16 protein-coding genes are annotated in these 17,299 nt (G+C 50.3%); 8 read left to right on the top strand and 8 right to left on the bottom strand.

Features of this window, described 5'->3' with window-relative positions:
- Positions 1 to 14 precede the first annotated feature (14 nt).
- Both EKM73_RS02675 and EKM73_RS02680 read left to right on the top strand, forming a co-directional pair.
- Positions 15 to 251, top strand: a complete 237-nt coding sequence (locus EKM73_RS02675) for a hypothetical protein (RefSeq protein WP_125700450.1) — start codon at positions 15 to 17, stop codon at positions 249 to 251.
- Between the two features lie 562 nt (positions 252 to 813).
- Positions 814 to 1,791 carry a linear amide C-N hydrolase gene (locus tag EKM73_RS02680; RefSeq protein ID WP_125700451.1) on the top strand — a complete coding sequence of 326 codons (978 nt, stop codon included), beginning with the start codon at positions 814 to 816 and terminating at the stop codon, positions 1,789 to 1,791.
- A 180-nt stretch (positions 1,792 to 1,971) separates the two neighbouring features.
- On the opposite strand, the gene EKM73_RS02685 is transcribed toward EKM73_RS02680, so the two are convergent.
- Complete coding sequence (locus tag EKM73_RS02685; RefSeq protein ID WP_125700452.1) at positions 1,972 to 2,958, bottom strand: YdcF family protein; 987 nt, start codon at positions 2,956 to 2,958, stop codon at positions 1,972 to 1,974.
- A 116-nt stretch (positions 2,959 to 3,074) separates the two neighbouring features.
- On the opposite strand from EKM73_RS02685, the gene EKM73_RS02690 reads away from it, so the two are divergent.
- Positions 3,075 to 3,698 carry a glycoside hydrolase family 73 protein gene (locus tag EKM73_RS02690; protein ID WP_125700453.1) on the top strand — a complete coding sequence of 208 codons (624 nt, stop codon included), beginning with the start codon at positions 3,075 to 3,077 and terminating at the stop codon, positions 3,696 to 3,698.
- A gap of 135 nt (positions 3,699 to 3,833) precedes the next feature.
- On the opposite strand, the gene EKM73_RS02695 is transcribed toward EKM73_RS02690, so the two are convergent.
- Positions 3,834 to 5,153: a serine hydrolase gene (locus EKM73_RS02695; protein ID WP_125700454.1), complete on the bottom strand. Its 1,320-nt coding sequence runs from the start codon at positions 5,151 to 5,153 to the stop codon at positions 3,834 to 3,836.
- Positions 5,154 to 5,563: 410 nt separating this feature from the next.
- Here EKM73_RS02695 and EKM73_RS02700 point away from each other — a divergent pair, with 410 nt between their 5' ends.
- Together EKM73_RS02700 and EKM73_RS02705 are read left to right on the top strand one after the other, a co-directional pair.
- Positions 5,564 to 6,331, top strand: a complete 768-nt coding sequence (locus EKM73_RS02700) for a TerC family protein (RefSeq protein WP_164508838.1) — start codon at positions 5,564 to 5,566, stop codon at positions 6,329 to 6,331.
- A gap of 243 nt (positions 6,332 to 6,574) precedes the next feature.
- A complete protein-coding gene (locus EKM73_RS02705) occupies positions 6,575 to 7,399 on the top strand; it encodes a hypothetical protein (RefSeq protein ID WP_125700456.1) in 825 nt (274 codons plus the stop codon).
- Positions 7,400 to 8,100: 701 nt separating this feature from the next.
- On the opposite strand, the gene EKM73_RS02710 is transcribed toward EKM73_RS02705, so the two are convergent.
- Entirely contained in the window at positions 8,101 to 9,354 is a 1,254-nt protein-coding gene (locus EKM73_RS02710) for an RNA-guided endonuclease InsQ/TnpB family protein (protein WP_125700457.1), read from the bottom strand.
- Positions 9,355 to 9,633: 279 nt separating this feature from the next.
- Here EKM73_RS02710 and EKM73_RS02715 point away from each other — a divergent pair, with 279 nt between their 5' ends.
- Positions 9,634 to 10,497, top strand: a complete 864-nt coding sequence (locus EKM73_RS02715) for an NAD(P)-dependent oxidoreductase (RefSeq protein WP_125700458.1) — start codon at positions 9,634 to 9,636, stop codon at positions 10,495 to 10,497.
- A gap of 156 nt (positions 10,498 to 10,653) precedes the next feature.
- Here the strand turns inward: EKM73_RS02715 and EKM73_RS02720 are convergent, their stop codons facing one another.
- Entirely contained in the window at positions 10,654 to 10,953 is a 300-nt protein-coding gene (locus EKM73_RS02720) for a type II toxin-antitoxin system RelB/DinJ family antitoxin (RefSeq protein ID WP_125700459.1), read from the bottom strand.
- 323 nt (positions 10,954 to 11,276) lie between these two features.
- On the opposite strand from EKM73_RS02720, the gene EKM73_RS02725 reads away from it, so the two are divergent.
- Complete coding sequence (locus tag EKM73_RS02725) at positions 11,277 to 11,702, top strand: hypothetical protein (protein ID WP_125700460.1); 426 nt, start codon at positions 11,277 to 11,279, stop codon at positions 11,700 to 11,702.
- 66 nt (positions 11,703 to 11,768) lie between these two features.
- On the opposite strand, the gene EKM73_RS02730 is transcribed toward EKM73_RS02725, so the two are convergent.
- Genes EKM73_RS02730 through trpX form a run of 4 tightly spaced genes read right to left on the bottom strand, consistent with a single transcriptional unit; the run spans position 11,769 to position 14,868 of the window.
- Positions 11,769 to 12,200, bottom strand: coding sequence for a GNAT family N-acetyltransferase (locus EKM73_RS02730; protein WP_125700461.1), 432 nt, complete (start codon positions 12,198 to 12,200; stop codon positions 11,769 to 11,771).
- A 10-nt stretch (positions 12,201 to 12,210) separates the two neighbouring features.
- Positions 12,211 to 12,981: an ABC transporter ATP-binding protein gene (locus EKM73_RS02735; protein ID WP_125700462.1), complete on the bottom strand. Its 771-nt coding sequence runs from the start codon at positions 12,979 to 12,981 to the stop codon at positions 12,211 to 12,213.
- Positions 12,974 to 13,873, bottom strand: a complete 900-nt coding sequence (locus EKM73_RS02740) for an ABC transporter permease (RefSeq protein WP_125700463.1) — start codon at positions 13,871 to 13,873, stop codon at positions 12,974 to 12,976. The genes EKM73_RS02735 and EKM73_RS02740 overlap by 8 nt, the downstream gene beginning before the upstream one ends.
- On the bottom strand, positions 13,873 to 14,868 hold the full coding sequence (gene trpX, locus EKM73_RS02745) for a tryptophan ABC transporter substrate-binding protein (protein ID WP_125700464.1): 996 nt from the start codon (positions 14,866 to 14,868) through the stop codon (positions 13,873 to 13,875). The genes EKM73_RS02740 and trpX overlap by 1 nt, the downstream gene beginning before the upstream one ends.
- Before the next feature lie 1,123 nt (positions 14,869 to 15,991).
- On the opposite strand from trpX, the gene EKM73_RS02750 reads away from it, so the two are divergent.
- On the top strand, positions 15,992 to 16,879 hold the full coding sequence (locus EKM73_RS02750; protein WP_125700465.1) for a DegV family protein: 888 nt from the start codon (positions 15,992 to 15,994) through the stop codon (positions 16,877 to 16,879).
- Positions 16,880 to 17,299 lie beyond the last annotated feature (420 nt).

Consider the following 17,299-nt stretch of genomic DNA (forward strand, 5'->3'; position numbering starts at 1 on the left):
AAGAACGTGAATCCATGACAAAGCACCATCAAGCCTACCAGAGCCCCTACGCAGCCATGTTGACGCCTGACCGATTCGACTTGGCCCTCAAGCTAGCGGCCCAGTATCACCTCGATGCCAGCCAGATTATGTTTGCTTATTTAGAGATTACGGCAAATGCTGCCGAACCGGCAAAGAACGTTACCGATCGCCAAAAAGAAATCGATGAGCGGTTCCAAGCCTTCTTAGAAGATGCGGCCAAGCCACTTTAATTGCCGTTTCAGTTGTTTTCACGTAAACTTAATTAACTAGATTAACCTTGTTGGCAACAATAATTGCATATATAAATTCATGGTTTGTGTTGTCGTGACTAGTGTAAGTAGAGCGTATTGATGCCACAACTGCATGGTTAGCAATTAGCGTTGCCGAAGAAGGCCAGAGGTGTTGTGACCGTGCAATTTGTGATCTATATCTAAGATCAGTGCGGCGTAGTAACTGGACATCTTTTAGTAGATATTAATCGGGCCAATGACTAGTAGCTTGGGTTACCTTTGCTTGTGATGGTTCAAGCTGTGTAAGCCGTGAGGGTGGTGAAAATTGCCTTAACTGTGGGAATGTTCTTAGCGGCGGGCTATGCCACTTAGAACATTGGTGGGTTTGAAACTCGGTTCTCAGAGGTTCGAACCCAAGTCTGGAGAACGTACTGTGGCTCCGGACGGTCCGCCCTCAGTGGCCCAGGCGATTTTCACCACCCGGTAAGGCGCAGTTAATATCAATCATGACTATTTTAAACTAACGTCACTCAATTGATTAAGGAAAAGGAGGGTATTTGCCATGTGTACCAGTATCTTACAAATTGCCAAGGATGGCAGTCACATCCTAGCGCGGACCATGGACTGGCATGCGCTCTATGTCCAGCCGTTGTTCGTGCCGCGTGGCTTTCAGTGGCAGAGTGTCTTTGACAATCACTGGCACACCAACCGCTACGCCTTGATCGGCGGCGGGGGGGCTCACCATAACGAAATCGACGTGTCCGATGGTGTCAACGAGATGGGATTGAGCGTGCAGAAGTTGACGTTTGCCAACGGTTCCCAGCTGGTCGAGAAGCCTACGCCTGGTCAAGTTCACTTGGCACCGTACGAATTTTCCTTTTACCTGCTGGCGAACTTCGCCTCTGTAGCCGATATTGAAGCGCACCTTGATGAAATCCAGCTGATGAGTGGCGCATATGCCGTGAATAATATCGGCGACTCCGAATTACACTTTGCCGTGGTCGACCGTACCGGCCGGACCGTGGTGATTGAGCCGACCCACTTTCCCATGCGTGTTCGCGAGAATCCGTTGGGTGTGGTTACCAACAGCAAGGACTTTGAGTTGCAGCTTGAACGTCTCGGTCAGTACGTCAACTATACCGATGACTTCGAAGCTGGGACGGTGCCGCTGAACGAGCCCCACGTCACGACCGGCCGTTTCTCCGGTAAGCCGGTGCCTAGTGGGTCCTTTACTCCTGGTGGTCGATTCGTCCGAGCAGCCTATTACAAGGAACGCGCCGACCTTCCAGCCGATGAGAACGAGGGTATTATCAGCGCGTGGCATCTGCTAGATAGCGTGGCGGTACCCAAGAGCCACCGTTATCGGCCGACCTACTCCGTCTACCGCGCGGCGACCTGTAGCGAATCGCTGACGTATTACTTCCAACCGTACAATCGCTTGGATGTGGTCCAGCTGAAATTAACACCGGAAATGCTAACGTGGACGGAACCAAAATTCTATGAGGTCTCCAACCAACTTAGTGTGACGTCTTTAAATTAGAATAGTGCGACATGAGGCGGTTAGCTAGCGAGTATTAACGTCGATTTCTGGAAAATCCAGGGCCTTGATTTTCCAGAAATCGGGGTTAAGCGGAACTAGCTGCCTTGTGGAACACGTTTCGGCAATATAAACTTGAGTATAGAAAAGGTGTGATGATTTCTGTCATCGCACCTTTTGTAATTACGCCAGCATCCACAACAAGTTCGTTGCGACCATGCCAATCAGCACACCCCGGTGGATTCGGGGATGTAGCATAATCAGCGCCAGAAATTCACGGGCCCACCCAACCGGCAGGTAGCCGAGGCGTGTTGACGCCGGGTAGCCCCCCACGTGTAAGCGGAGGTGTTGTGCGAGTAGGCGCGTGCGAAAGAGATGATAGCCGTTGGTGACTAGCACGACCCGGCCACCCTGATTGGGCAGTCGCCACCAGAGTCGTTGGCTGTTCAGCAGATTGGTTCGTGTATTAGTAGCCGCAGTCTCTTGAACAATTAGCTCGGCCGGATAGCCGTGACGCTCCAGGTAGTCGGCCATGGCCGCGGCCTCACTGGTCGTTTCATCCGGTCCCTGACCACCGCTGACAATTAGCGTCACCGGGTGATCCTGCCGGTTGGCAAAGGCGAGAGCGGTGTCGAGCCGTGCGCCTAACACGCGGCCAATCTGATTGCCATTTAGCAGGCCGGCTCCTAGAATCACGAGGGTGTCGGCGTGCCGGGCACGAAAGCAGATGGCGCGTAGGTAGCCCACGATGCTGGCCGCAAAGAGGATGCCCAGGTAGAGGCTGAAGGCGGGAATGAAACTCAGCCATGGCCAAATGGTATCGTTGAAGGTGCCGTGGCTCACGGCATACAGCCAGGCACCACCCAGGAACAGCCAAATCCAGATGCCGGCGATGAGCCCCAACGTCAGTCGTTCCCGTTTGCGGACGACCAGGCTGGGGGTGCCAATGATTAGAAGCAGTGTGAAGAGGCTCCAAGCACCGATGGCTAAAATAATGAGCTTGCCCAAACCTGCCAGTGGCGCCGCCCAGGGATGAGGAGATAGGGTGGCAAATAAGGTGATTAAGCCCCCACCCAGCACGGTGATCACCGCACTGGCCAGACCGTGGGGGTCCCAAATAGTCAGTAAAATAATTAAAAAGATTATAGCGGCACTGGCACTTAGTAACATAGTGATCTCCTTTCTGGGTAAAGTTTAAGTTTTGTTGAGGGTTTGGATAATTAATTCCATCTAACGAAAAACTCGTTATAATTGAGAACATTATAACTGAGATTGGAGGAATCCGGGTGCCTAAGCGTCGAAGAACGAAAAGAAAATCGAGTCATAATCCCGCGACAGCTACCTGGATCTTCGTCATGGTCCTGTTGGTTCTCGGTGGCGCGCTGTTAGTGCGCGGTAAGATCAAGACCGATATTCAAGCTCAGCGCATTGAGCAGACGGATACAGGCGCGACCGATAACGAGACGGCCGCACAGAAGAAATTCATCGCGAAGATGGCGAAACCAGCGGTCAGAGTTTACCGGCAGAATGGGCAAGTCTTGCCCAGCATCGTCATTGCTCAAGCCATTCTGGAATCCAGTTGGGGAACATCGGGTCTGTTCCGACAGGCCAACAACCCGTTTGGGGTGAAGGGCAGCTACGAGGGTAAGTCCAAGTCGTTTTGGACGAACGAATACGTCAACGGCAAGAAGATTTCAGTACGGGCTAACTTTCGGGATTATCCGAACCTAACGGCGGCAATCTTGGATCACGATGCGTTGCTCAAGCGGAGTTACTTCAAGCAAACGGTGACGGACTACAAGACGGCGGCCAAGCTATTGCAGAACAACGGGTACGCTACTGATCCAAGCTATGCCAAGAAGTTGACGAACTTGATTGCTACTTACAATTTAAATGATTATGACACTTAAATGAGATAACAAACGAGGCAGTACCGGCATTGACGCTGGTACTGCCTCGTTTGACGTTACTTACCAAATGAATTGGCATCCTTCAAGTTACCGATACCTAACGCATTAACCGCCATAAGTAGGGCATATGATGCGTTAGTTTTCGTTGTAGTACCGTGCGAGATCGTAGAGCGTTTTAGCCAGATTGTCCATCGGCATGGTTGGCGCCTGGTTGGCAAAGAGGATGACGCCGGATTTATTACCTTCCGATCCGTACAGCACAGTTTCGTAGCCCGCACCGCTGAGGGTCCCGCGAACGCGTTTCATACTGTGGCTATAGTGATACAATCCACCGGCATAGTTCAACTTGTAGTCGTTGGAGAGGTCGTAATATTGATTAGTTGTCAGAATCTTGCCATTGCGTAGGCCCTGCTGAATCTTGTAGTAGTCGGCTGGTGTCGAGTAGTAATTACCTGCACCGAGTAGCGAGGACACTAATTTCTGTGAGGCATTGTTAGAGTTGTAGCTCTTACCGTTGGCGTAACTGTACCCGTTAGCGATGGAACCGCTACGGGGCAGGTTATTCCACGAGTAAGTGTTCTTCAAGCCAAGTGGTGCGATGATCCGCTTCTGAACCAGTTGATCGTAGGTCTGGCCGGTCACCTTTGAGGCGACCCCAGCGAGTAGGGTAAAGTTGGCGTTGGTGTAGTTGAAGCTCCCATTACTGCCAACCTTGAGCTGATTCAACGTATAGTTGATCTCAGCAGACTGTGAGGTGAGGACACTGCTAGGTGTCGATTCATCCATGTCGATGCCTGAACGTTGGTTGAGTAGCTGGCGGAGCGTGATCTTACTACTGTTCTTGACGCCCGGGTAGTACTGACTGAGCTTGTTGTTCAGCGACAGCTTGCCTTGTCCGGCAAGTTGCACGATGAGCGCACCGGTCATCACCTTCTGAAGTGAGGCGATGGGGTAGATGGTGTCGGCTGCGTTCAGCGTCTTAGTAGCCGCATCGGCATAGCCAACACTGACGTTGCTGGCGCCGTTGGCATAGTTATTGAACAGCATGGCGCGGCCTTGGAAGTGGGCGTTGTTCAGGAGAACCTTCGCATTTTGACTGCGACTGAACTTCTGCAGCGCCCGCACGTCGACCCAGCCAATGGTCTTCCCGTACCAGGAGAACTTGGCGAATTGCACACCATTCGAGAGGGTCGCCACCTGGCTGACCTTTACGAACCGATGTTGCCAGTTCTTACCACTAGCGTCACGGGTCTTAGCCGACCGCTGGGTGTAGTAGGGTGCGTAATAGTAGATGCCGTCGTTACGGCTACTTTGATTGACGAAACGTGCGTTGTAACTGGTGTTGGTCGTGCTCTTGATCCCCAGATAGCTGCTAGCGTCGGCGGAAATTGTCGGCAGGCTACCAGCAAACGCACACGCGAGAGTTAACCCCAAAATTGTCACAATTTTCTTCAAAATTTATCATCCATTCCCTAAAAGTCGGTCTAAGTTTCCCCAAATGCCAGTCCCATATTAACGCGCTCCGGTTATATTTTCAATCGTTTATTTCATGAACGAGTTAAGCAAGCTAACTAACCTGTTAATTAGTTGTGGGGCAAAGCAAATAAATGAGTCGCAAGTTAAGGGGGAATGTGGTAAACTTATCCAGATAAAAATAAGTTTATAATTGATGGCGATGCAAGCGGCTAGTGCGTTTTGACTCGTTTTCGATTGCTGAGCATCGGTGTGTTTACTTATTTTTTGTTGAACTGACTGGTCCAAATGGTCACGATAGTTGTGGCTGTTAATGGATTGACGGCAGAAACAATCTTAATAACTTTCAAGCTAAGGAGCTGAAGCTAGCGTTGTTACACTTTTTAGGCCAAATGTATGGCCCATTCTTTGATCTTCATAACTGGGAAACCGTGATTACTTCTGGTAATGACTGGCTGATTATCTTCTCACTGGTACTGATTGAGTGCCTGTTGTCCGTCGATAACGCCGTGGTTCTTGCCGCGCAAACGCAATCGTTACCGACCCGTAAGCAACAGGAAGAATCCCTGTTCTACGGTATCTGGGGGGCGTATATCTTCCGGTTCATCATCATTGGGCTGGGGGTATACCTCATTAATTTCTGGGAAATTAAGGTCGTTGGGGCACTCTATCTGGTCTTCCTGGTCTTCCAATACTTCAGTAAAACGCGGGTCAAGCACACGCGTAAGTTGGTTAAGGATAAAAAGAAGCGGCTCTTACCGTTGTTCTGGTCCGTTGTGATGCAGATCGAAATGATGGACATCATCTTCTCCGTGGACTCCGTGTTGGCTTCACTGGCCATCTCCAACAATCCGGTCATCGTGTTGATTGGGGGCTTGATTGGGATCCTCGCTATGCGGGGTGTCGCTGAGGTGATCATGAAACTCATGCGGCGGATTCCGGAGCTGGAACCAATGGCGTACATCTTGATTGGCTTGATTGCCGTTAAGCTGTTCATCTCGATTCCCGCTATCGACATCGAAATTCCGGCAACCATATTCGGAATTATCGTGATCGGCGCCATTATCTTAACGTTGATCATTCATGCAATCCGCAAGCGGCGGCAGCCACAAGCCAAGGCTGAGGACGATAAGAAGCCATCGCATTCAACTGAATCTTAATAGACGTGGACCTGAGATTAATTCTCGGGTCCTTTTTATTCATTGAAACGGGTGATACCAAGGCACCAGTTGTTTACGAATGGCAGCCACTATTTTTGTAAGGTGTTTGACACATAATTTTAAGTTTCATAGGGTATACTGGTTTTTGGAACAGAGTAGAAGGTCATTCTTCAGGAGTAGGCATTACGGTGGTTAATGATAAGAACCACCGATTACATTGAGAATCATACGGGAGGAAACAAGATGAAAGTACATGTGAAATGGTGGCTGGCCGCAGTTGTTGGTCTGGCCGTTGTCGGCGTTGGGGCAACTACGGCCAATGCTGCAACCAGCAGTAAGTATTTAACAGGGAATGTCGGCTACGTGCGGACGAAGAAGGCTATGTACGTCGGCATTTATAAGAAGACTAATGGCAAATACAAGCAAGTTAAGGTTAAGAAGAACACGTTGTTGGATGCCGAGAGCATTATGTCGATGAGTGATGGTCATGGTGGCGTGAAGACGACTGCGCTGTTTACGTATGGTGTGATCAACTACAAACGGGCCAAAACACTCAAGTATAAGAACATCGCGACGATTCCGTTTACCAAGGCCAACTTCAAGTACGTGGCACTGAAGGCACCGATTCGGACGCAAGTCTTCTTGAACGGCAAGGGATATACGGCCAATAGTACGAATATGGCGGCCGAGCCAACGCCAGGCTTCTATCTGACGCTGGATAACTACTTGCAGTATTACAGCAAGGCCGCAATGGCCAAGGATTCCCATTTGTTCGGGTCACGCTGGGCAGATTCAACCAACGTGTATAAGCCAACACGTTCAGTGAAAGTGTCGAAAGTGACGGTCAAGGGGAACACGACAAAGATTGACTACAATAAGGCAATAAAGGGGCTGCCTAACAAGAAGCTCAGCAAAGGGCACTACCGGCTGACAATCGTCAATAAGAAGACGACGGGGAGCCTGGGAATCAATCCCACTGACGATACTTTTGATGCAATTGCCAGTTGGACGAATTACACGGTTAACGGTAAGGCCTACCACTTCGGCGAGGTCGAAAACGGCAACTAACCGGTTTTGTTCGCCTGCGGCTGCCAGAGATTCTGCCGCTGTGGGGAACGCCTGCAGCCGAAGGACGGGCTTCCGGCTCGGTTTGAAACCTCGCGAGGTTCATGCGAGTTTCCAAACACGTCCCACACTGTAAGGCCGGGGAAAAAGCGCCCGGTCTAACAGCGTTGCCACGGCTGGCGCCATCCCTGGCCTCCTCCGGCTAAACGAGTTGCTTTCCTTAACCGCATAGGCTAGTTAGCAAACTTTTAATTCTGAATTGGGCGTCACTCAGCAAGTCGTTATGCTGGGTGACGTTTTTTTGTGTGCAGATGTTCTTTCAAGAACTTGGCCTGATACTAATACCAATGTAAATTTCAACGATCTTGTCTCAGTTTTTTATCAGAAAGTTTGGGAAATCGTGTTATCCATTAATTAAATAATAGGATGATACAAATGAAGAGATGGTCGTAATCGTTGGGAAGTAGGAGAATTAAGCAGGTAGAAGTTATCTTTGTGCGTGAGATTTGACGTGGCAGGGAGTTGTCAATTTTCGTAGGATTCGCGGGTCAACCACGCCCGTTTAAAAACGGGCGCTTGTGAGAACCACACCCCACGGCATGGTGACCACAATTTGCTTAGATACAGCGATTGCCTACGAATAGGACTTATCCGCTAATTACCAAAGCCTTTTAGGTCCGCAGGTTGCCAGGCGGACTCATTGCTTACAAGGTTGCTAAACCCTTTGCTAAAACATTTTTAGCTGCGTTGTGATCACGCACATGAAACGTGCCACAACTAGGACACGTCCACTTGCGGTCAGCCAACGTCAGCTTGTTCTTACCGGTCATGATGTGCCCACAATGGCTACAAGTTTGCGTAGTATTTCGGGGATTGACAGTCAGAAACTTACGGCCGTACAAATCAGCTTTGTAGGACAGCATACCCAATAGTGTTCGCCAGCCAACGTCCGAAATACTCATTGCCAAAGCGTGGTCCCGCAACATATTTTTACTCCGCAGTTCTTCAGCTACGACTAAATCGTGGTTTTTGATCAAGGTCGTAGAGATGTGGTGCAGGAAGTTCTTACGTTGGTTAGCAACTTTAAGCTGTAACTTAGCCACTAGTAACCTTTGCTTTTGATAATTCTTAGATTCTGATAACCGTCGTTGGCCCTTTTTAGCTCGTCTAGCCCGCCGTGACAGTTTCCGCTGGGCTTTAGCCAGCTTTCCCTTAATCATCCGGTAGTAACGTGGATTAGCAATCACCTGCCCATTGGAGTCCGTCAAAAAGTTATCAAGATTTAGATCAATCCCAACCTTAGATTTCGCAACTCTTTGCTTGCCAACGAAAGGGTATTCCGAACCCATCTGCAGAGACACAAAGTAATGGCCGACAGCATCCATTGAGACCGTTATCGTACCAACCCTGACATCATCGGCACGTGATAAAAGGTGTGATGGAAAGCCCTTAAAATGGAATCGTCCCAGTTTTGGCAGCCATAGATGGTGCGTATCAGTTAGCCTGACGCTCCCATTGTTCATCGATGGCACTGTTATCTTGGCACTATAGAGGCAAGATGTCTGGTAGGTCTGAGTATAGCCGCGTTTATGAAACTTAGGAGTTCCCGCTTGATGAACCTGACGGAATAGTTTCCAGGCAGTCTTATAGTTCTTGATGGCATTAGCTTTCATCAGACTGTCAAAGTCCGGATGATTTAACCACCCATGAATATTGGAGATAGCAGTTGATGGCTTCCTTAGACGTTTAGTCAAATCAGCGATTCGATCCAAGACAATCGTAATTGGAATCTTCACTTGCTTTAACCAAAATAGGTCGTTGTTCATACCATTCATCTGATTATAAATAAACCGACTGGCATCACTGTTACGCTTGATCAGGCGTTTTTGTTCGGTTGAAGGAAAGACCCTAACCTTAACGCCATAATGATAAGGTAATTGGGCCATTGTCTTCGCCATAAGCTGCCACCTCCTCTTACTTGATAGGAGCATACCATATGAGCATACTGCATCCATAACAAAACGGCTTATAATAATATTTATGGAGTCATCACATGAGCAAGGAAACCGTAGAAAGCTACATTGCCAGTCAGCGAAGGGCATAGTGGCATCCATCCCTTGCTTGAAAGCAAGGGATGGATGCCTAATTTATATTAAAGATGACTGATCCTTTCCTTACCCGGTCCAGCCAACGACGTGGTACCATAGACTTCAAATAGCTCAAGGAGGCAACCGCTTATGCAAATTGGATTTATTGGCACCGGCGTCATGGGGACTGGCATCGTGTTGAACTTACTGAAGGCCGGTCAGTCGGTGGTCGTGTACAATCGGACGAAGGCCCACGCCGCAACGGTTCTGGATGCTGGGGCAACCTGGGCAGAGACGCCCGCTGCTGTCGCCCAGCAGTCGCAATTGGTGATGACCATGGTTGGCTATCCCAGTGATGTCGAGGAAGTCTATACCGGAGAACAGGGGATTTTCGCTGGGATTCAGACTGGGAGTATCGTGGTAGATATGACCACGAGCACCCCGGCATTGGCGGTGAAATTGACCGGTTTGGCTCACGACCATGACGTGCAGGCATTGGATGCGCCCGTCTCCGGTGGGGATGTCGGTGCCAAGAATGCGACGCTGACGGTGATGGTCGGCGGTGATCAAGCCGCTTACGATCGCGTACTGCCCGTCTTTCAACAGGTGGGGCAACGCGTGAACTACTTCGGTGGCGCTGGTAAGGGGCAACATACCAAGATGGCTAACCAGATCATGATTGCCGGAACGATGACCGGTCTGACGGAAATGCTAGTTTACGCTAAGGCGGCTGAGCTGGACTTGCCGCAGGTCTTGGAAACGTTGAGCAGTGGCGGGGCCGACAATTGGAGCATGGACAACTATGTGCCACGGATTCTAAAGGGCGATTATACCCCAGGCTTCTTCGCCAAGCATTTTCTCAAGGACTTGCGAATTGCGCTGCAGGAGGCCGACCGCATGGGACTGGATTTACCGGCAACCAAGCAGGCCAAGCTACTCTACGAGGCGATGGTCGACGACTTTGGCTTGGGCAACGATGGGACGCAAGGACTGATTAAGACTTATGAACACTAGGTTTTGAAAGGGTGATGCAATGGGCCGGGGCTCGTTGCATCACCCTTTCATTTGGCGTCGTTTAAAATCCAATCAAAAAGCAAGTTCTCTGTAATTAGAGGACTTGCCTTGATTAATCTAATTCTAGAGTGGGGAATAATCTGTGTAGATACTCTTCTAGGAGTTGTCGGATGAATCGTCGCTTTCGAGCTCGTGAAGGTGTTTCATGAAGTCATCAACCGAGTTAAACTTCGATACATTGCCATTCTTAATATCTTCTAGTGCGCCGGCTAAATCGATGGCTACGGAGTCATTGGTTGGCTTGAAAGGTAGGCCATTTTCTTTAATCATTGGGGAAATGAATAGATTGACTGCTGTGGAGAGGTCGATGCTCATGTTGTTTGCGACCTGTTCGGCTTTCTTTTTTTGGTTGAGGTTCATACGAATAGTTACTAACACTTGTTCTGGATACTTCATCGTCTATTCTTCTCCAATCCGTGGCTTATCGTTTCGAGATTATCACTATTTGACCTGGAAATATAGCAAAATGATTTGGCGAGAACGATGAAATGTTTTTTACTTTCGTATAATAATTAAATGCCCAACAAATGGTTTAGCCGGATTGTTAATTGGGTACGTAAATGGTACCCTTAAATTGGGCAGTCTGTAAGAACAGACTAGATTAAGCTGCATGCAAAAATTCAATAAGTTACACGCCATGAAGCGGCAGAAAGCCAATGACGTGGTATCACATTTTGCCAGGGTAACATCCGGTATTTTAGACGGAGCAGGGTGGTCGTATGGTTAGAAAGTATCTTTTGGGAATCTTCCCGTTTGCCTTTATTTTCTTTATTCACAATTTAAATACGCAGACCGGGGCGTGGTCGGTGGCCCTTTCCTGGTGGAATGGGTATCTCGTGTTGAGCTATCTCGTTTTCTTTCCGCTTCTGTACGACCGGGCGCGGCAAATGCTGAATGGATCGGTCGATATTGGCAAGAAAATCAAGAAGCCAATGAACGCCGATCAAGAGGCGATGAAGATGGGGTCCAATTACGGGAACACGGGTCACATGGGATTCGCCCGTATCGGGGATGCCGACGCCAAGGAAGGCTGGTTGCTCCGGTGGGGAATGAACCTGATTATGCGACTCTTTCTGATTCTAGCGGGCCCACTTGTCTGCGCTTTCCTGTGGGGCAAGCACTGGTGGCTGGTTCGGAAACACTAAAATAAATCTAAATGGCGTCGATGATTTTCCTATTTCCGGAAAGTCATCGACGCCATTGTGTTTAACCTATAAGTCTTTATGCAGAATAACTACGGGTGCACCGTCCTCATCGAACGGCCCTTCGTTGACAACGTAGCCGCACCGTTCGTAAAACGCCTGGGCACTGACCTCGCCGTGGATAACGCCGGTCGTGAAGCCATGCTCCCGTGACCAGTCCTCGGCGGCCGTCAGCAAGCGTGTCCCCAGACCTTGACCGCGCAAGTCCTGACGGGTGCAGACCCGACCGAAGCGCATCTCGGTTGGCGATTGGGGTTCCAATCGTAGCGTGGCAACGGGGTGGGTGGCATCCTGATACAGCGTCACGTAGACCCGGTCGCTAGTGTCGCGGTCGTCAAATTCGACATCGCGGGGAATCCCCCGTTCGGTGACGAAGATAGCTTGGCGGAGCGACAGGGCCGCGGCCCGGTTGAAGGGTTCATTTGAAATAACAAGTTCCATGCCAGGTCTCCTATTCGATCTCGGCGAAGAAGCTGTAGAGTTTCTCCGTGGTCAGCGCATCCTTATCGGCACCGGCGACGTCGAACGTGACCTTACCGTGGTGCAGAACAATCAGTCGATTCCCATAGGTCAGCGCGTCTTCCAAGTGGTGGGTGATCATCAGGCAGGTCAGTTGTTCCTCCTGAACCCGCTCGTTGGTGAGGTGCATCAGGTCTTGGCTGGTCTGTGGATCGAGTGCCGCCGTGTGTTCGTCCAGCAGTAAGATTTCTGGGCGCTTTAACGTGGCCATCAGGAAGCTTAGTGCCTGGCGTTGGCCCCCGGAGAGGTTTCCGGTCGCCGTCGTCAGGCGTTCATCCAAGCCGTTGTGCATGGTGGCCGTGATTTCCTTGTAACGGTCGAGTTGCTTGTTCAGGTGGCGGGGCGCTAACGTCCGGCGTTGCCCGCGACGTTCGGCCAGCAATAAGTTTTCGGCGACGTTCATCCGAGGTGCGGTGCCCAGCTTTGGGTCCTGGAAGACCCGGGCCAGAAAGCGCGTGCGTTTTTCCACGGATTCATGAGAAATGTCCTTGCCGTTGAGCAGAATCTGGCCGCTGTCGATACTGAGGTCGCCCCCGATAGCGTTGAATAGCGTAGATTTCCCAGCTCCGTTAGACCCCAGCACGGTGATAAAGTCACCGGCGTTGATGGTCAGATTGAGGTGGTCAAGAATCATGATTTCCTCGGGCGTGTTGCGGTTGACCTTCAACACGACATTTTTCAATTCGAGTAATGGTTTAGTCATTGGTATCCAGCCCCCGTTTCAAAATATGCTTGAAGTTAAACGTCTTCTTGAAGACCGGCAGCATCATGCAAAGTGCCAGGATGATTGAGGATAACAGGTTGAGGTCGTTGGCGCTGAATCCCAACTTGAGGACAATCAACAGGACGAAACGGTAGAGGATACTCCCGAGGGAGACCGCCACCAGCCGTTGGTTCAGCGTTAAATCACCGAAAGCAACTTCTCCAATGATGATGGAGGCAAGGGCAATGACGATGATCCCAATCCCCATGTTAACGTCGGCGTAACCGTTGTTCTGGGCAACCAGCGCCCCCCCAAAGGCAATCAAGCCGTTGGAGACCATCAGACCCATGATTTTCATGTTATCAGTATTAATCCCGAGCGAGCGGGCCATCGTTTGGTTGTCCCCAGTAGCGATGAAGCCTTGGCCCAGTTGGGTTTGTAGGAAGTAGATGACGAGCCCTGTGATGACGACCATGACCAACGTGCCTAGGAAGACACTGTCAAAGTACTGTGGCAGGGACGCGAGAAAATGGTTCTTAAATAACGTGGATTTTCCGAGTAAGGAAACGTTGGCCCGGCCCATGATCCGTAAGTTGACGGAATAGCAGGCGGTCATAACCAGGATACCAGCCAATAATATGGGAATGTGACCTTTGGTGTAGAGCAACCCGGTAATCAGGCCGGCAATGGCCCCAATGGCGAAGGCCAGTAGCGTTGCCAGTAGGGGATTCATCCCGTTACTGATGGCGGCGACCGCGGTAGCTGCCCCCAGTGGGAACGTGCCTTCAACGGTCATATCGGCAAAGTCGAGAATTCTAAAGGTGAGGAATAACCCTACACCCAGGACGGCCCACAGCAGGCCCTGTCCAATAGCGGATACAATTAAACTCATTAGCGGTATACCTCCCCGTGTTGTTTGGCTTCCTTAACGACCGAATCCGGCAGGGTAATCCCCAGCTTGTGTGCGGTCTTCAGGTTGATGGTCATTTCACCCTTACGTACGAAGTGAATTGGCGTATCGGCAGGCTTCTTGCCCTTTAAAATAGCGGCGGTCATCTTACCCGTAGTCACACCCAACTTGTATTGGTTGATGCTCAACGTGGCGAGGCCACCAGCCTTGACCATGGTGTCGACGGCTGGGAAAACGGGGACCTTTTTAGCGGTGGCCGTGGCGACCAGCGTCTGCATGGCACTCGCCACGGTGTTGTCGGTCGGCACGTAGATGGCATCAACTTGGCTGACCATTTCCTGGCTGACCTGATTCAGATCGTTGGTGTTGGCAATGGAGTAGGCCTTCAGGTTGACGTGTTCCTTCTTGCAAAGGGCGGCAAACTGGTGATACTGGGCCGTTGCCGAGTCGTCGGACGAGGTATAAATGATGCCCAGTGTCTTCATGTTTGGCATGATCTTTTGAATCAATTTGAGTTGGGCAGCCAGTGGCGCTTGGTCAGAGACCCCGGTGACGTTATTGCCGGGATGGTTGTTATTCTTGACCAGGTGGGCACCCTCGGGATCGGTGATGGCCCCCAAGACGACGGGGGTGGTGGAGCTGGCGTTAGCCAATGCCTGAGCGGCTGGGGTGGCGATTCCAATCATGGCATCGGCATTTTCGTTGACGAAGCGCGCGCTCATGGTTTTCAGATTACTCTGGTCGTTTTCGGCGTTTTGAAAATCAATCTTAACGTTCTTGCCCACGTGATAGCCCTCTTCGGCTAACCCGTGGATGATGCCTTTGTGAATAGCATCCAACGCGGGATGGGAAAGTAATTGGAGAATCCCGACGGTGGGAACCTCTTTGGTGGTCGCCGCTTCCTTGTGGCTTTCGCTAACAAAGGCGAAGCCGAGAAAAACCACGAGGATGGCGATGAGTCCGTATAGTCGTTTCATGCTGCAATCAACCTCAATTCTCTATAATAAGTGCTGGTTTAGGATACTTTTGTTTTTGATGGATAATGGTGCTTGGATGATTATTGTTGAAAAATGGCGTTGGCTTTCATCTTGGCAGAGATGGTTTAAGGATGGAAGGGTTTTGCCTGTGTTGGTCAAAATGCGTAAAGGTGCTGTGAAGCGGGTGGTGAGTTATGTAAGCTGTGGGACCAGGCTTGTTTGGGACTGGTGGCGCCTGGTTGGATTGGTTTGAACCTTCTCTCTCTAATGCGACATGGCCGAAACGTGCTTCAGCAAGCAGCCAGCTGCGCTTAACCCCATTAGGCAAAAAATCCAGACCCGGGATTTTCTACCTAATGACGTTAATGCTCACTAGCTAAGCGCTTGCTTCCGCACTCTTTATCAAAAAAAGAGCACCCAGTCCGGCTGGGTGCCCAAGAAAAAGGCCCGCATTACCGGATAGAAGACATCCGTGCGGGCTATTGCATCAGAAAGTTAGCCGGCGCAGATGCGAAAATCGCTCTGGGAGCTCAAGTCGCATCTACAGCGATGACGACTTGATTACCGGCTTTGCCAACGTCCATTAAGTTGAATGCCAGACATTTGCATATAAACTTTCCTTCCTTCCGTTTCTCGAATAAATTTAGTGTACGGCATTGCTGAAAAACCGTCAACCATAATTTTTAATTTTTGGTATACTGGACTTTAACGATTACGCCGCTGAGACGTAGATTACGTCGATCAGATTTTACTTATGTTAGTGGCTGTATCAGGCTGTCTATTGTTTGTGGAGAGTTTGAGGAGCCATGAAATAGTAACTTTGAAAGCGCAAAGCAACTTTGGATTCAAACGTTTTTGAATTAAAGAAGTTTTGTAACCGGAGGAAGCCAGGGATGGAGTCGGCTGTGACGGTGGTCTTAGCTGGTTGTTCTTTACCAGCTTAGAGCACGGGACGAGCTTGGAGCCGCCTGATTTTTGGCGGCTTCAAGTCGAGGCCCAAGACCGCGCTTTGGCTTGGGCCGGTCCCCACAGCAGGCGTAATCCCTGGAAGCCGCAGGTGACCAGCGCGCCACTAAAGTATTTTAATAAAGATGTTTGAACCTCAAGGAGGTTGCCAGAAACTATGAAAATTGCAGTTATGACGGATACTTCGGCCGGCATCGACTTTGCCGAAGCCGACCAGCGCCGCATCGCCTTGTTGCCGGCGCCAATAATGTTTGGCAATCGCCAATATCACGAGTACCAAGATCTTTCAACGGCGGATTACTACCGGTTGATGCGGTTGGCGAAGACCAAGAAAGTGGTGCCGACCGCTCCTCAGCTCTCGATGAAGACGATTGAAGCGGCCTGCAACGACTTGGTCAAACAGGGCTACACCGACGTCATCATCGTGGGGCCATCATTGGGCATCTCAGGATTCGTGAATACGTTGGCGGCATTTGCCGAAAGCATCGACACCATTCACGTGTGGCCGTGGGATTCACGCGGCATCTTAACCGTTATGGGTGACCAGGTTCGACTGGCGGCAGAGCTAGTTAATCGCGGGGCCACGGTCGATGAAGTTTTCGGCCAGATGACCTTGCTGCGAGAGACGATTCACAGCGTATTCGTGGTGGATTCAATCAAGCCGCTGTTGCGCACGGGGGAAGTCAATCCGACCGGTCCCGGTAGTACGCCCCTACACGCGGGCAAGCCCATCTTGAGTTTTGAACCGTCTGGTAAAATGCGATACGCCGGCAGTACCTTGCGGTGGCGTGGGGCGCGCGGGGACTTCCTCGACGATCTTGCTGTGGATCTGGCCGCAACATATCCGGTCAAAGCCACCATTCTAAATGCGGACCAACCCGAGGCAACGCCCCGGTGGTTGGCGGCTGCCCAGGAACGATTCCCCACGGTAAAATTTGACGTTGCGTTGATTGGTCCCAGCTTCGGCGTTCACGTGGGCGATGGCGCGATGGGAATGGCATGGTCACAGGATTTCCAGAGCTTAATCCCTGATAATGAGAAATAGATTAGAAATTTAGGGTTGACATCGATATTTTTTAATGGTTAACTAGTACTTGTAAATTGATAAATGAAAGGAACTTCACTCATGAAGCAAAATAACCTCACTCATTTGAATAGCCAATTTGCCTTTAGCTTCTTCTTTAGATAGCGTTTGTATTCAGCATCGTTGGATACGAACGCGCCGCTCAATTGCGTTCGTATCTATCGATAAGCTAAAGTTTTTCAACATGACTTAAGCGCCAGATAGATACGGGTATAATCTATCTGGAGAAAATATTATCGGGCCCGATAACACCAGGTAGATTCTACTTAGAATCTGTCTGGTGTTTTTTTGTTTAGAGCGTGAGGAAGGGCGGTAGGTCCTGAGCATTAACGTAGCTAAGTGCCCGCTCGGTGGAACCGAGCCGGTGCTTAGCTGGGTTAA

The sequence above is a fragment of the Levilactobacillus fuyuanensis genome (genome assembly GCF_003946395.1).
Classification (GTDB): Bacteria; Bacillota; Bacilli; order Lactobacillales; family Lactobacillaceae; genus Levilactobacillus; species Levilactobacillus fuyuanensis.

Excerpts from the sequence above, each read along its gene's own strand:
- EKM73_RS02675 (WP_125700450.1), top strand. The coding sequence starts at position 15 with ATGACAAAGCACCATCAAGCCTACCAGAGCCCCTACGCAGCCATGTTG.
- EKM73_RS02680 (WP_125700451.1), top strand. The coding sequence starts at position 814 with ATGTGTACCAGTATCTTACAAATTGCCAAGGATGGCAGTCACATCCTA.
- EKM73_RS02685 (WP_125700452.1), bottom strand. The coding sequence starts at position 2,958 with ATGTTACTAAGTGCCAGTGCCGCTATAATCTTTTTAATTATTTTACTG.
- EKM73_RS02700 (WP_164508838.1), top strand. The coding sequence starts at position 5,564 with ATGTATGGCCCATTCTTTGATCTTCATAACTGGGAAACCGTGATTACT.
- EKM73_RS02705 (WP_125700456.1), top strand. The coding sequence starts at position 6,575 with ATGAAAGTACATGTGAAATGGTGGCTGGCCGCAGTTGTTGGTCTGGCC.
- EKM73_RS02710 (WP_125700457.1), bottom strand. The coding sequence starts at position 9,354 with ATGGCGAAGACAATGGCCCAATTACCTTATCATTATGGCGTTAAGGTT.
- EKM73_RS02715 (WP_125700458.1), top strand. The coding sequence starts at position 9,634 with ATGCAAATTGGATTTATTGGCACCGGCGTCATGGGGACTGGCATCGTG.
- EKM73_RS02720 (WP_125700459.1), bottom strand. The coding sequence starts at position 10,953 with ATGAAGTATCCAGAACAAGTGTTAGTAACTATTCGTATGAACCTCAAC.
- EKM73_RS02725 (WP_125700460.1), top strand. The coding sequence starts at position 11,277 with ATGGTTAGAAAGTATCTTTTGGGAATCTTCCCGTTTGCCTTTATTTTC.
- EKM73_RS02730 (WP_125700461.1), bottom strand. The coding sequence starts at position 12,200 with ATGGAACTTGTTATTTCAAATGAACCCTTCAACCGGGCCGCGGCCCTG.
- EKM73_RS02735 (WP_125700462.1), bottom strand. The coding sequence starts at position 12,981 with ATGACTAAACCATTACTCGAATTGAAAAATGTCGTGTTGAAGGTCAAC.
- EKM73_RS02740 (WP_125700463.1), bottom strand. The coding sequence starts at position 13,873 with ATGAGTTTAATTGTATCCGCTATTGGACAGGGCCTGCTGTGGGCCGTC.
- trpX (WP_125700464.1), bottom strand. The coding sequence starts at position 14,868 with ATGAAACGACTATACGGACTCATCGCCATCCTCGTGGTTTTTCTCGGC.
- EKM73_RS02750 (WP_125700465.1), top strand. The coding sequence starts at position 15,992 with ATGAAAATTGCAGTTATGACGGATACTTCGGCCGGCATCGACTTTGCC.